The 13,940-nt window shown below is 39.5% G+C and carries 11 protein-coding genes and 1 pseudogene; 9 read left to right on the top strand and 3 right to left on the bottom strand.

Translation table 11 applies throughout. From position 1 onward, the window contains the following. Positions 1 to 243: 243 nt before the first annotated feature. Positions 244 to 969 (bottom strand): MurR/RpiR family transcriptional regulator, encoded by a 726-nt coding sequence (locus tag IQ19_RS02835; protein WP_144539627.1) that lies wholly within the window; start codon positions 967 to 969, stop codon positions 244 to 246. A gap of 278 nt (positions 970 to 1,247) precedes the next feature. Here IQ19_RS02835 and IQ19_RS02830 point away from each other — a divergent pair, with 278 nt between their 5' ends. Next, positions 1,248 to 2,684, top strand: a complete 1,437-nt coding sequence (locus IQ19_RS02830) for a glycoside hydrolase family 1 protein (RefSeq protein WP_144539625.1) — start codon at positions 1,248 to 1,250, stop codon at positions 2,682 to 2,684. Between the two features lie 539 nt (positions 2,685 to 3,223). Beyond that, on the top strand, positions 3,224 to 3,997 hold the full coding sequence (locus IQ19_RS02825; protein ID WP_144539623.1) for a TerC family protein: 774 nt from the start codon (positions 3,224 to 3,226) through the stop codon (positions 3,995 to 3,997). Positions 3,998 to 4,177: 180 nt separating this feature from the next. On the opposite strand, the gene IQ19_RS02820 is transcribed toward IQ19_RS02825, so the two are convergent. Further along, a complete protein-coding gene (locus IQ19_RS02820) occupies positions 4,178 to 5,257 on the bottom strand; it encodes an inorganic phosphate transporter (RefSeq protein WP_277875253.1) in 1,080 nt (359 codons plus the stop codon). Between the two features lie 376 nt (positions 5,258 to 5,633). Here IQ19_RS02820 and IQ19_RS02815 point away from each other — a divergent pair, with 376 nt between their 5' ends. From IQ19_RS02815 to IQ19_RS02785, 7 genes and pseudogenes are all read left to right on the top strand, one after another. Beyond that, entirely contained in the window at positions 5,634 to 6,623 is a 990-nt protein-coding gene (locus IQ19_RS02815) for a LacI family DNA-binding transcriptional regulator (RefSeq protein WP_144539621.1), read from the top strand. Positions 6,624 to 6,851: 228 nt separating this feature from the next. Then, entirely contained in the window at positions 6,852 to 8,288 is a 1,437-nt protein-coding gene (locus IQ19_RS02810) for a PTS transporter subunit EIIC (RefSeq protein WP_144539619.1), read from the top strand. Between the two features lie 57 nt (positions 8,289 to 8,345). Continuing rightward, positions 8,346 to 9,836, top strand: coding sequence for a glycoside hydrolase family 32 protein (locus tag IQ19_RS02805; RefSeq protein WP_144539617.1), 1,491 nt, complete (start codon positions 8,346 to 8,348; stop codon positions 9,834 to 9,836). 10 nt (positions 9,837 to 9,846) lie between these two features. Then, positions 9,847 to 10,818, top strand: a complete 972-nt coding sequence (locus tag IQ19_RS02800; protein WP_144539616.1) for a carbohydrate kinase family protein — start codon at positions 9,847 to 9,849, stop codon at positions 10,816 to 10,818. Positions 10,819 to 11,106: 288 nt separating this feature from the next. Then, a complete protein-coding gene (locus IQ19_RS02795; protein WP_144539614.1) occupies positions 11,107 to 11,805 on the top strand; it encodes a Type 1 glutamine amidotransferase-like domain-containing protein in 699 nt (232 codons plus the stop codon). A gap of 316 nt (positions 11,806 to 12,121) precedes the next feature. Continuing rightward, complete coding sequence (spxA, locus tag IQ19_RS02790) at positions 12,122 to 12,517, top strand: transcriptional regulator SpxA (RefSeq protein WP_144539612.1); 396 nt, start codon at positions 12,122 to 12,124, stop codon at positions 12,515 to 12,517. 96 nt (positions 12,518 to 12,613) lie between these two features. Continuing rightward, positions 12,614 to 13,027: pseudogene (locus IQ19_RS02785) on the top strand (Rrf2 family transcriptional regulator). Positions 13,028 to 13,289: 262 nt separating this feature from the next. Here IQ19_RS02785 and IQ19_RS02780 read toward each other — a convergent pair. Next, entirely contained in the window at positions 13,290 to 13,892 is a 603-nt protein-coding gene (locus tag IQ19_RS02780) for a TetR/AcrR family transcriptional regulator (protein ID WP_158638727.1), read from the bottom strand. Between the last annotated feature and the right edge of the window lie 48 nt (positions 13,893 to 13,940).

Genomic DNA, 13,940 nt, shown 5'->3' with positions numbered 1-13,940 from the left:
ATTGGAGCGAAAGGTGCTAATCCCGCGAAAATGCATTCGCATTTTCTTCGTGCGGTGTTATTCAAGGAAGCTTATTCAATGTCCTGCGGGAGGAGCGGGACAGGTGAGACCCCGCAGGTGCGGCACACCGAGGAGGTTCACCGCCCTCCCCGCGGTTCGCTGAGCATCCTGGAGCGGAAATCAACCTCTCCTCAGTTAGCAACAAAATATACGAAAACAGCCTTTCCTTATGATGAATTCTTCTTATTCATGAAGCTTATGGATTTCCCTTGCCATCGTTTCTAAAATATAAACAACAGGTACTTGTGTAGTAACATTGGATTCTTCAAAAAATTCCTCTGTTACATAATAGGCGATGTTTACATCAGAGATTTTGGCAATAGTTGAGAGTTTATTATTAGTAATACTAACGATTTTACTACCTTCTTGTTTAAGTTGGTTCAGATGAGTGACCGTAAAATTATTTTCTCCTGAGACAGATAAAGCAATGGTTACGCTATTATTCCGGAGTTTAGAGTGGATCGGGAAGTGAGGATCTTTAATATACAGCGAGAATTTACCTAAGCTAGAGAAATATCTTGCCCCATATTCAGCGAGGATACCAGAGCTGCCGATCCCAATAAAAATAACGGTATCTGCTTTAATAACGAGATTTGCAGCCTCCCTAATTTTTTCCTCTAAATTACCTTTAAGAGTTCGATCAAAAAATTCGACAATTGATTGTTGGGAACTTTTAATGATCGTCTTTTTATTCTCTTGTAAATACATTTTAAGCTTTACTTTAAATTCAGAAAAACCTTCACAATCCAGCTTCCTGCAAAAACGTAAAATGGTAGCTGTTGATACATGGGTTTCATCTGCAAGTTCACGGATTCGCATATAAGGCACTTTTTCACTGTTTTGAGAAATGTAGTTGTACAAAGAAGTTTCTAATTCATTAAAAGATGCGATTATGTCGTTTGTGAACATTGATCTAGATTCTCCTTCAGTAAAAAAAGTATTGTAGCCTAAAAAAATGAGTATCCACATTTTAACACAACGAATTAATGAGAAACAAAGTGTTACACATATGTAACAAATCCCTTTTTTCCGTTATTAAATACTAGATGCACTTCGTTCATTTACTATCCTGCTAAATGCAGTTAAAATGCTTTTATAATCTTATTTCGAATTTTATAGGGAAGAGAGATTTAAAAATAACACGAAAAACAAATATTAATGATGGAATAATATTTGGAGGTAATCAAATGAATAAATATCAATTCCCCCAAGGTTTTTTATGGGGCGGGGCGACGGCAGCCAATCAAATAGAGGGCGGATTCAATGAAGGCAATAAAGGGCTAAATATTGCAGATGTTCTTCCAGGCGGAAAAGAACGGTATAACATTTTAATGAATCCAGGTTTTGATTTTGAAATCCATCGTGATCAATATTACTATCCAAATCATGAAGCGATTGATTTTTTTCATCGATATAAAGAAGATATTGCATTGTTTGCGGAAATGGGTTTCAAGGCGTTCCGTATGTCGATTGCCTGGACGCGTATTTTCCCAAATGGCAATGAGTTAGAGGCAAATGAAGAAGGTTTGGCTTTCTACGATCGTGTGTTTGAAGAATTGCACAAGCAAGGAATTGAACCAGTCGTAACCATTTCCCATTATGAAATGCCGCTGCATTTAGTAAAAGAATATGGCGGCTGGAGAAACCGCCAAGTGGTCACTTTTTTCGAGAGATATGTAAAAGCTATTTTCAATCGCTATAGGGATAAAGTAAAGTACTGGATGACTTTTAATGAGATCAATAGCGGCTTGGTGATGCCGATTCAAGGGCTTGGCTTTTCATATCAAAAAGAAGAGGACAAATACCAGCCAACCTTTCAGGCGTACCATCATCAATTTGTTGCAAGTTCCATCGCGGTTAAAGCATGCCATGAGACCATCCCTGATTCGAAAATTGGCTGCATGATTCTTTTTGCACCTGTCTATTCCTTTGATAGTAATCCTGAGAATGTCATGTATGCCCTTCAGGAAGAACAGCTTTTCAACTATTATTGTGCAGATGTACAAGTACGTGGGGAGTATCCAGCTTTCATTAAGAGATACTTCAAAGAACATGATATTGAATTGGAAATTCAAGAACGCGATTTCGAATTAATAAAGGAGAACACTGTTGATTATATTGGCTTCAGTTATTACATGTCCCGCACTGAGAAGAAAGTAAAGACAGGTGCGGAAGGGGCAGAAGGCAATATCATTGGCGGCGTAAGAAATCCTTTCCTGGAAACAAGCGACTGGGGATGGGAAATCGACCCTGAAGGCCTGCGCATTAGTTTAAACAAATTATATGACCGTTACCAAAAACCGCTATTTGTTGTAGAAAATGGGCTGGGAGCCTATGACAAAGTAGAAGAAGATGGATCGATTCATGATGAATATCGAATTGATTATCTTCGCGAACATATTAAGGCCATGGGTGAAGCCATTGAAGATGGTGTTGATTTAATGGGCTATACAAGCTGGGGCTGTATTGATATGGTAAGTATGTCAACAGGGGAGTTCTCAAAACGCTATGGTTATATTTATGTTGATAAACATGACGATGGCAGTGGAACAATGGAACGGAAAAAGAAGAAGTCGTTCTTCTGGTATAAAGATGTAATTGCAACAAATGGGGAAAAATTATAGAAGTCGATTTTGTTGAGGGCTGCTGAGGTAGCCCTTTTTTTCTTTTTACTAAATGGCTCTGTAAAAGCTTATTGTTGTTTTTTAGCACCCTGTTGATTGGAGCGGAAGGCACGAGACTCCTGCGGGAGTGCGGATCAAAGGGAGACCCCGCAGGAGCAAAGCGACGAGGAGGCTCCCGGACCGCCCGCGGAAAGGGAGTGCCTGCAGCGGAAATCAACAGGCAAATTTAACAGAGCCTACTAAATAAAAGGTCACTTAAAAAATTGTTAACAGGTTCCAAAGTTATAAAAAGTTTTTTATCAACCAGGATAAGCTATTGATATAGGCAATGGATTACCAGTGAAAGTAGCTCAGTACAAAAATTCAAGTACTTGTTATTTTAAATTTGTAGAACCAAAGAAATTATTATAAGAAAAAAGTGTAGATGAAGGGAGCTATAAAAATAATTAAAGCCATATTATCTAGGATTTCTTGTAACTTATTTGGCAATTCTAATGTTAGTGAAACCTTTAAAGTTTTTTTAGATAGGGGAGAGGTGTATGGAGTCACTTTGGCTGGAGTATGCTTGGGCATTGTTAATCTTAATAGGACTAGAAGGTTTGTTGTCGGCTGACAATGCCCTTGTTCTGGCAGTTATAGCCAAGCATTTACCCGAAGATCAGAAAAAAAGAGCTATAACTTACGGAATTATCATGGCATTCGCTTTCCGATTTGCTGCGCTATTTGCCATTTCTTTTATTGCAAACGTTTGGCAGATACAGGCGATAGGAGCAGCTTATCTTCTATACCTGGGTTTAAAGCATATCATTCAAGCCCGGTTTGGAAAAGAAAATGAGAATATCCAAAAGGAAGTTGAAGAGGAATCCGCTGGGAAAGGATTCTGGCCTACAGTAGGGAAAATTGCTTTAGCAGATCTCGCTTTTGCCATTGATTCCATTCTCGCTGCTGTTGCTCTTGCCCTTGGTCTTCCAGATTCACCACTTGAAGACTTTGGGGGGATGGATGGAGGACAGTTTATTGTTGTTTTACTTGGAGGAATTGCTGGTCTTGTCTTAATTAAATTTGCGGCAACCTGGTTTGTGCAACTTCTTAATAAACGTCCAGCATTGGAAACAACGGCATATGCCATTGTTGCCTGGGTTGGTGTCAAACTTGCTGTGATTACACTTGCACATGAGGATATTGGTATCTTAGATCATGATTTTCCCCATAGTACAGCTTGGACATTGGTCTTCTATGGAATATTGGTTGGTATTGCCCTAATCGGCTGGTTTGCACCGAGCAAGAAGTTAACTGAGAAAAATATAGTCTAAAAGTTACCCAATGGAAGAAAAAGAATAGCGGTGGTATAGCATATATAAAATGAATCCATCATCTTTTTCTTCCGATTTAAGGTTATGTTCATTCAATGTAATAAATAGCTGTTATGAAGTTAAAAAACTGGAAGAGCGAAATGCAGACCTTGTATTTCTAACATACTATTTTAAGTAGTCTTAAATTCCCCCGCCTGCATCATAGTAGCTTCTTTTCTCATTTCTCTCAATTCTGGATAAAACAAGGCTCCCAACTGCTACAATGATCGCACTGCCCACTATTAGAACGTTATAGATATCAAATTTGCTAAATAAGTTGATTAATAGATAGGAAACAATAAGGGAAGCTAAAGGGGAGATGACCCAAACTAAAGCAATTCGCTTAATCACACTTTTTTGTAAAATGGAAAACCCATCTTTAGCAGCTCCAACCCCCAGGATTCCACAGGTTGTTACCTGGGTAAGGGGGATTGGAAGACCGAAAATGGAAGCAATAATCACCAATGTACCCCCAGTAAAAGATACAGCGCTTCCCTGCAGTAATGAAAGTTTGGTTATCTTTTTTCCGTTTGTTTCTAATACCCTGCTTCCTAAAAGCAAGGCTCCTAAGGAAACAAATAGGGCACCGATCAAAAGGCCATTTCCTGCTGAAATCATGTTGGCGCCTACAAGAGGGCCGATGGCATTGGCAACATTATTCATACCCGCAGAAAAAGCCTCCAAACAGCCGCCAATAACCAGTAATAGGGAGAGCCATTTTGTCCATGGGCCATTTCCTGTAAGGCCAGTCCACCGGTTCTCTGAATACTTGATCAGGTAGCCTAACCCGTATGTAATCAGAAATGAACTAATCGGTATGATGATCCAGAAAGCGATAATCACAAATAAAGTATCAGTGTATATAGCCTGAAAAGCAGCTCCAACCCCTATGATTGATCCTACTGTTACTTCACTGGTGGATAAAGGAATTCCAATAATGTTTGCAATGAAAAGGGTTAAAGTTGCTCCTAATAAAATAATGACTACAATTTGGGCATCCAGTAAATCAGTCGGGATTAATCCTTCTCCGATCGTTTTAACTACTTCTCCGCCGCCTAAAAAAGCACCCAAAAAGGCTGAAGCTGCAACTAACAAAAGTGCAAACTGTTTACTTTTAATTGCACCAGCCCCGTATGGTGCCCCCATGGAGGCTGCCGTTCCGCTTGCACCTATGTTCATGGCGAAGAAAAGGGAAACACCAATTGCAATGTAAGTTAACAAATAAAAAACCTCTTTTCATGGTTGTTTAAATGATGATTTTTAAAAGAGAGACAATTCAGGCTTTTAATTCCAAGTAATCCAATATGATTTTATTATTATAGATTATAAAGTCTTCCATGAAAATACACAAGAGTTTAGGGAGCGAATATTTAAAGAACGATTATTAAATGAACTGAATAAATGGACCCTTCCCGATGGAAACCATTTATACTGGGAAAAAATTGATGAAGATCTAACCAGGATGACTTTACGAAACAAAGGTGTTCCAACTGGATTCGCAAAAGTTTTTAGACCTAAACAGTCGTTTCTGCCTTCTTTTATCAATCCTGCCAATCATATATAATGAAATCATTCCAAAATGATAGGTGAACGAGGTATGAATATTACGATTAAAGATATTGCCGAGCTAGCAGGTGTCGCAAAGAGTACGGTTTCGAGGTACTTGAATGGCGGCAATGTGAGTGAAAAGACGAAAGAGAAGATCCGCAAGGTAATCGCGGAAACGAATTATGAGCCAAATTCTTTTGCCCAGAGCCTGAAAGCGAAGAAGACGAATTTTATTGGGGTGATTGCGCCTACTCTGGATTCGTATGTGACCTCGACGGTGCTGATGGCGATTGATGAAGAGTTGAGGAAACGGGATTATACCACACTGATCATTAGTACAAGCAAACATGTTGAACGCGAAATTGAAAGCTTGATCAGTCTGTCACGGCAAAAGGTAGATGGCATTATTCTGATTGCTACTGGTGTTACTGAAAAGCATATTGAGACCATTAATTCGATTCAGATTCCTGTCCTGATTGTTGCCCAGGAAGTGGATCAGTGCAACTGCATCATCAATGATGATTACCAAGCCGGGTATAAAATGGGCCAATACATCGTGGGCAAAGGGCATCTGTCAGTCGCTTATATTGGCGTAACAGAAAGTGATATTGCGGTTGGACAGCGCCGTAAACAAGGAATTTTGGATGGGCTGGCAGAAGCAGGCGTTTCCGATATTAAAACATATATATCCGAGTTTGATTTGCATGATGCAGCCAAGGTTACGAATGATATGCTTGAAAATTTTACTCCGACAGCAATTATTTGCGCGACCGATACGATTGCGTTTGGTGCCATGAAGACTATTTCGAAATTAGGCAAAAAAGTCCCTGATGATTTTTCACTTACCGGCTTTGGCGGATACAATATTTCGGAAGTCATCCATCCGGCTCTTACGACAATAAGATTCAAGAATGAAGCTACCGGTGTGATGGCTGCTGAGACTATTATCAAAATGACGGAAGGCTATGGAGTGCCGGAGCTGCAGGTATCAGGCTTTGAATTTGTCGAAGGAGAGAGCGTTAAAAGTTTAAAAAGCTGATAACGTTTTCAAAAAAGGGTTGTGGAAACTTAAAAGCTGTATTAGAATGAATTTATGGAACCGGTTCCTGTTCAAGAAACATAACTTGGCAGGAACGAGCGTTTATTTTTTTAAACATTTTAGGAACCGGTTCCAATTCAACGGTGAAAACTTAAAGAGGAACCAATAGTTATTTTTTAATCAAAAACGGAACCGGTTCCGAAGAAGCTAAGGGGAGGAATTAGAGAGATGGCTAATTCAAATATAAAGTCCAAATACCTGCCTACAGTCAAAGAGATAATAAGATTAATAGGCGGTAAAGAAAATCTGCAGGGGGCAGCCCATTGTGCGACAAGGCTGCGATTAGTACTTAAAGACCATTCACTGGCTGACACCAAGGCGATTGGCCAGCTTGATTATGTTAAAGGGTCGTTTGTAGCCGGTGACCAGCTGCAAATTATTTTTGGAGCGGGAACGGTTAACGATGTTTATGCAGTATTTACTGAGGAAGCAGGAATTTCCGGAATGTCACTTGGCGATGTAAAACAGCAATCTGCCCAGAAGCAAAATGCATTCCATAGAGGAATCAAGGCGCTTTCCGATGTGTTTGTTGAAATTATTCCAGGGCTTCTGGCTGCGGCACTTTTAATGGGTGTGACGGGTCTTCTTAGTCAGGAGGGAATATTCGGGTCACAGTCAGTTGTAGAAATGTATCCTGCTATCGCAGGCTTTAACCGCTTTATTTCCATCATGTCTACGGGTATCTTTACGATTCTGCCATTACTTGTTGTGTATTCAGCTACCAAACGTTTCGGTGGCAACCCGGTTCTCGGTTTAGTACTGGGTGCGATCATGCTTCACCCCGATCTTGCAAACGCTTATTTGGTTGGAAATGGAACGGTTGAACCTGAAGTAATCAGCTTGTTTGGCTTAAAGGTTTCACTTGTTGCTTTCCAGGGCGGTATTATCATTGCACTATTGATGGGTCTTGTCGTAGCGAAGCTTGACCAGTTTTTCAGCAGAAAAGTACCGGATATAATAAAGCTTTTCCTGGCACCATTTTTAACTATCGTTATTTCTGGTTTTCTATTATTCTCTGCCATTGGACCATTTGGACGTTTACTGTCGGATGGCATCATTTCAGGACTCATGTGGTCCGTTGAAAATCTTGGCATTGTCGGTTTCATGCTGTTCGCAGGCATTCAGCAGGTGATTGTTATTACAGGTCTTCACCATGTCATTGGGGCAGTAGAAGCCCAGCTGATAGCAGATACAGGGTCTAACTTTATCATGCCGCTTATGTCTGTTGCGTTGATGGGACAGGGTGGTGCTGTACTTGGTTATACTCTGGCTCTATGGAAAAATGATAAAGCAAAACAAATTGGCATTTCAGCATTTGGTTCTACTTTGTTCGGAATTTCTGAACCGGCACTCTTTGGTGTTAACGTGAAATATAGGTTCCCCCTCATCATGGGATGCATCGGGGGCGCCATTGGGGGAGCTTATGTATACCTTACTGGAATCAAAGCGCTTGGATTTGGCGCAACTGCCATCCCTGGATTTGCGATTGTCGCGGCACAGGGCAGCGGGCATCTTCATTATGTAATGGCGAATGTGTTGGCGCTGGCTGTCGGAGCGATTTTAACAATAGTTTACTTTAAAGTGAAAAAGCCAAACTTAGATTAATAGAATGGGAGGTAGAAATTCCTCTCATCTCTATTTTTGCGGGAGAGGATCCATACTATGGCAAGATATACAGAAGCTAAATATAGAACGATATTTGAAGCGAAGGAAAATGAGTTAGAAGAACTTAGAGAAAAATCGATACACTCTGACTGGAAACCGGCTTTTCATATTCATCCTCAGTATGGACTGATCAATGATCCAAACGGACTTGCTTATTTTAATGGGGAGTTCCATGTCTTTTATCAGTGGTACCCGTTTAGTGCGATGCACGGGATGAAGCACTGGGCCCATGTGAAATCAGCTGATCTTGTCAATTGGGAGCGGCTGCCGGTTGCACTTGTCCCGGTTGAGGATTATGAATCCCATGGCGTGTACTCTGGCGCTTCTCTTGAAGTCGATGGAAAGCTATACTTGTATTACACAGGCAATGTTAAATTCAGTGCAGAGGAAAGATCTGCGAACCAGTGCCTGGCCATAATGGAAAAGGATGGGAACATTCAAAAATATGAAAAAAACCCGGTTATTGAAGGTGTACCAGCGGGATACACCGGTCATGTCCGGGATCCAAAGGTGTTTGAAAAGAACGGCCGCTACTATATGCTTTTGGGTGCGCAGCGAACGGAGTTAACGGGAGCTATTATTGTTTACGAATCAGAGAATGCAATCGAATGGTCATTCAAAGGCGAACTGGATATACAGATTGGTTTTCCTGAATCCGTATATATGCTGGAGTGCCCAGATTACTTTGAACTGAATGGCAAAGATGTGATGGTCTTCTCGCCACAAGGATTAAATGCAAAGGGGCATGATTACCATAATCTTTATAATGCCATCTATGTAATGGGAAAGCTGGATATCGATGCTTTAAAGTTTGAAGTTGAACATTATCAGGAGCTGGAAAAAGGCTTTGACTTCTATGCCCCGCAATCCTTTGCAGGAAAAAACAATGAGCGCCTATTAATTGCCTGGGCTGGTATGGGTGAAATCGATTACCCAAGTGACAAGGAAGATTGGGCGCATTGCCTATCGATCCCGAGGGAGCTTGATATTGTGGAGGGCAAGCTGGTTCAAAGGCCTGCAGACGCGTTAAAGCAGCTTCGGGAAAACTCGCAAACTAGCGAGGCTGCAATGGCAGAAGGAAACAAGGTTATTGATCAGGGGATCGGGCAGCATGAATTTGAGTTTGTTATTGACTCAGTGGAAGCCAACAAGTTTGGGATTGAATTGTTTTCATCTGAAACAGAAGGGCTTTTGCTTGAGTTTGACCGTGTTAAACAAACAGTAAGTTTGAACCGGGAAAAATTCGAGTCGGCTTTTGGCGGGGAATATGGTTTCGTTAGAAGCTCCGAGCTTAAAATTGAAGACAATGTTAAGGTGCAAGTGTTTGTCGATCATAGCATTGCCGAGATTTTTATTAATGATGGCGAAGTAGCGTTCACAGTAAGAGTATTCCCTAAGAAAGATTCAAAAGGAATCAAAATTTTTAGCGATGGAGTAATAAGCTGCAGCTATACAAAGCATGAGCTAAACAATGGAATTACACGTTAAGGGTGAGAAGATGACAAAACTATACTCAATCGGTGAAGTATTAATAGATTTTATCCCTCAGCAAAAGGGGGCCGCGTTAAAGGATGTTGTTACGTTTGAACGCGCTCCAGGAGGGGCACCGGCAAATGTTGCGGCAGCTGTGGCAATGTATGGACACGAAGCATCTATGATTACCAAGCTTGGTAAGGATGCATTCGGCGATTTTTTAATCGAACAGCTTCAAAATGCTGGCGTGGAAACAGATAAAATCTTTCGCACAAAAGAAGCAAATACAGGGCTAGCCTTTGTTTCCCTAAAAGAAAACGGGGAGCGGGATTTCTCTTTTTACCGCAAACCATCTTCAGACCTGCTTTTTGAGGAGGAAGAGATTCATCCAGACTGGTTTAGTGAAGGAGATATCCTTCATTTCTGCTCTGTCGACCTCGTGGAAAGCCCGATGAAACTGGCCCATAAAAGAGCAGTTGAATTAATGAAGGAAAAGGGTGGCCTCATTAGCTTTGATCCCAATGTCAGACTCCCGCTATGGGATAATCCCGCGGATTGCAGGGCTGCCATTCTTGAATTCCTGCCAGACGCACATATCGTTAAGGTTTCGGATGAAGAACTGGAATTCATTACGGGAATCAGCAGGGTAGAGGAGGCTATTGCTTCTTTATTTACCGGAGATGTTCAGACTGTCGTTTACACGAAAGGTGCTGCAGGTGCGGATCTTTACATCAAGGACAATAAATGGGAATCATCAGGATACACGGTAGATGTCCAGGACACTACGGGTGCTGGTGATGCGTTTATCGGCGGGTTTTTGTTTAAACTGCTTGAAGCCAAAGCGACTCCGGGCAGTTTAATAAATGTTCTGACAGAGCAGCATAGCGAAATCCTTCAATTTGCAAATGCGAGCGGTGCTTTAACTGCGACAGGAAAAGGGGCCATTTCTGCATTGCCCAATAAGGAACAAATTACAAGGCTTTTAGAAGTACAATAACTGGCTCGGTGTTAGAATCCAAAACAAAATATCTCCTAGCAAAAAGGGTATCAAATCGCAATGATTTTGATACCTTTTTTATTGATCTTCGGTGTAAATTAACAAATGTGAGCTGGGAATTGTATTTAAAGTATTAGGGTGTGCTGATCCAATAAGACCATTTTTTGTTTGAAGGTTTTTATTAAACTCAAGTAGTTTAGTTGAAGAAAGAACCTTCATAACTTAAAAGGAACCATCATAACTTAAGTAGAATAATGATCAATCATAAATTAGAAAGGAATTGGGAATATGCGGCAAATAATTGCTCTTGGAGGCGGGGGATTCTCTATGGAACCAGAGAATCCTTTATTAGATCTATATATCTTAAATCAGTCACGTAAACCAAACCCCAAAATCTGTTATGTTCCTACTGCAACTGGAGATTCAGATATATGTATAAAATGGTTTTATGACTTTTTTGAAAAACAAAAGAGCCAGCCTTCACATCTATCATTATTTAAACCGCCTACAAGAGATTTAGAGGGATTTGTATTAGAAAAAGATATCATTTATGTGGGTGGTGGAAATACAAAGAATTTATTAGCTTTATGGAAAGAATGGGGATTAGATAAGATCATGAAAAAGGCATGGGAACAAGGAATAGTGTTGGCAGGCATCAGTGCAGGTTCCATTTGCTGGTTTGAAGAAGGGGTTACGGATTCCTATGGCGATAAACTCGAACCATTAAAGTGCTTAGGTTTTTTAAAAGGAAGTAATTGCCCTCATTACGATGGTGAAACGGATAGAAGACCTTCTTATCATGAACTTTTGGCTTCTAATAAAATAAAACCTGGATTAGCTGCAGATGATGGAGTTGCTATTCATTATATAGAAGAAGAGATTAGTAAAATAGTAACCTCAAGACCCAACGCTAAGGCATATAAAGTCCATTACGATAAAGCAGTCGAAGAGATTGAACTGGACACTGAATACTTAGGATTTTTTTAAACAAACGTGGGCTTATCTGTAAAAGATAAGTGTCTGTTTTTACTATGAGCATCTTATTTTAATCTTCTTCACCTTGATTGTTGAATGGAATGACACCATAATTCATAAAAAATATATTGACTTAAATAACTGTAAATATTAATATTACAGTATAAACTCAGAAATCTTGATTTATAACATTTTTGTAATTGACTTAAATCTACATTTTTTTATCTTAACTGTAATATTTTTTATTACATTATAAGTTGTTAGGATGAACATTCAGCATTCTGTTTTCATATGCATAAAAGAAAAAACTTTAAGGAGTGTAAGTAGTATGGTGAACTTGTATATAACATCTAGTTGCGGATCCTGCCGAAAAGCAAGGGCCTGGCTGGAGGAACATCAAATTGATTATATTGAAAGAAACATAATAACAGACCCGCTTACAGTGGATGAGCTAAAATCTATTCTTCGCCTGACGGAAAATGGAACAGATGAGATAATCTCAACCAAGTCAAAAGCTTTTCAGGAGTTAAACGTAAGTATTGAGTCTTTGCCGCTCCAAGAGTTGTATAAATTAATAATAGAAAACCCGCAAATGTTGCGCCGGCCCATTATCCAGGATGAAAAAAGATTACAGGTTGGCTATAACGAGGAAGAAATTCGCAGTTTCATTCCAAGGAAACTTCGCACATTCTCTTACAATGAATGGAAAAAAGCTGCCAATTAGATTCATGACAATCTGAACTGTAACACTGAGTATTACCGTACAATAATTATGATTCACAAAATTTATCAATCAGTTATCAATTCTAGGAGTCTGGCCATGAATAGTGACTTTACTCTTGCGATTCAAAGTTTAACTTATCTTTTACTGCAGCTGGACTGTATGTCAACAAGTGATTCTATTTCAGAAAGAGCAGGCGTCCATCCAGTCCGCATACGTAAAGTCCTCAGTTTGTTAAAAAAGCACGGATTTTTAAAATCAAAAGAAGGTATAGGCGGCGGTTTTTTTTATGCTCGGGATTTAGAGGATGTGAATCTCTGGGAAATCTATTAGATCACTTCTGAGGGTTCATTGCAGCCAAAGTATCCTGAATCAAATGAAGCGTGTGTGGTGGGTGAAAATATGCAAAGAGTTCTATTTGACATTTTTTTAGGTGCTGAAGAACATTTGGGGGAATATTTAAAGCACTATACCATTAAAGATATCGTTCAGCTTATCAATGAAGAAAAATGAGGGAGGGTATAGCCTTCCGTTGATCAAATTATTATAAAAAGTGTTACAGTTTAATCCCATGGCTGTTCAAGCATTTTCTTTATCTGTTTGCTTAACAGGGGGACTGTGTTGTTAACAGTCTTAAAATATTGATTGACACAAGTTAAACCGGCCTTTTCATTTAGAAAGGCCGGTTTTTTTTATGTAAATAAATACTTTCATGTTTATAGTTTTTTAACAAGTGGATTGTATTTAATTTAACGGGTTTAACAAACTTTCAAATTTATTGATCGTCACTGTTAGGCTTTTTTAATAACCCATAAAAAAAGAGTCTGGATAAATCTTCTCCTAATTTCGAATTTTTACTGCTTTCATTATAAAAAAGAAGATCTTTAGCTGCATTTTGTAAGATATTTAGATACACCATTATTGATTCTGTTGAGATATCGGGATCGACATACCCTAGCTGTTTCCCCTCTTCAAAAAAGCAAATAATATATTTCATTCGCGCTTTAAAAAAGTCTTGAATTAACTGTTCCAACTCAGGATTGCTCTCAACTAATTTATTAAGAAAATCCGGGTTTATCCCGCTAACAGTTGCTGTATCCAGGATCAGCTTTTCAACTTTTTCAGGGAACGATAAGTCCTCTTGCTGAATGGTTTCTAATCTGCTATTCCACTCTTTTTGCAGAAAAGTGTGAACAACGTTTTTTACTAATTCATCTTTCGTCCCAAAATGATTATATATAGTGACAGGAGATACTTTGGCTTTCCTGGCTATCTCGGCAAGGCTTACTTTTTCAATGCCAAGGTCTTTAAATAGCTCCAGTGCTGCTTTTTGAATTTGTTCTTTTTTCTTCTCGGTACGTAGTTGATACCCGTCCAATAAACTCACCTCTCATTCATCATAAAATATGTTTTGAATAAACTCAAA

This window comes from Cytobacillus oceanisediminis (assembly GCF_007830235.1).
In the GTDB taxonomy this organism is placed as follows: Bacteria; Bacillota; Bacilli; order Bacillales; family Cytobacillaceae; genus Cytobacillus; species Cytobacillus oceanisediminis.
The sequence above is the reverse complement of the archived record's forward strand: the minus strand, read 5'-3'. Positions and strand labels throughout refer to the sequence as shown.

What these genes read in the sequence shown, in the direction of transcription:
- IQ19_RS02825 (WP_144539623.1), top strand. Translation starts at nt 3,224, where the DNA reads ATGGAGTCACTTTGGCTGGAGTATGCTTGGGCATTGTTAATCTTAATA.
- IQ19_RS02795 (WP_144539614.1), top strand. Translation starts at nt 11,107, where the DNA reads ATGCGGCAAATAATTGCTCTTGGAGGCGGGGGATTCTCTATGGAACCA.
- spxA (WP_144539612.1), top strand. Translation starts at nt 12,122, where the DNA reads ATGGTGAACTTGTATATAACATCTAGTTGCGGATCCTGCCGAAAAGCA.
- IQ19_RS02805 (WP_144539617.1), top strand. Translation starts at nt 8,346, where the DNA reads ATGGCAAGATATACAGAAGCTAAATATAGAACGATATTTGAAGCGAAG.
- IQ19_RS02830 (WP_144539625.1), top strand. Translation starts at nt 1,248, where the DNA reads ATGAATAAATATCAATTCCCCCAAGGTTTTTTATGGGGCGGGGCGACG.
- IQ19_RS02815 (WP_144539621.1), top strand. Translation starts at nt 5,634, where the DNA reads ATGAATATTACGATTAAAGATATTGCCGAGCTAGCAGGTGTCGCAAAG.
- IQ19_RS02800 (WP_144539616.1), top strand. Translation starts at nt 9,847, where the DNA reads ATGACAAAACTATACTCAATCGGTGAAGTATTAATAGATTTTATCCCT.
- IQ19_RS02810 (WP_144539619.1), top strand. Translation starts at nt 6,852, where the DNA reads ATGGCTAATTCAAATATAAAGTCCAAATACCTGCCTACAGTCAAAGAG.
- IQ19_RS02835 (WP_144539627.1), bottom strand. Translation starts at nt 969, where the DNA reads ATGTTCACAAACGACATAATCGCATCTTTTAATGAATTAGAAACTTCT.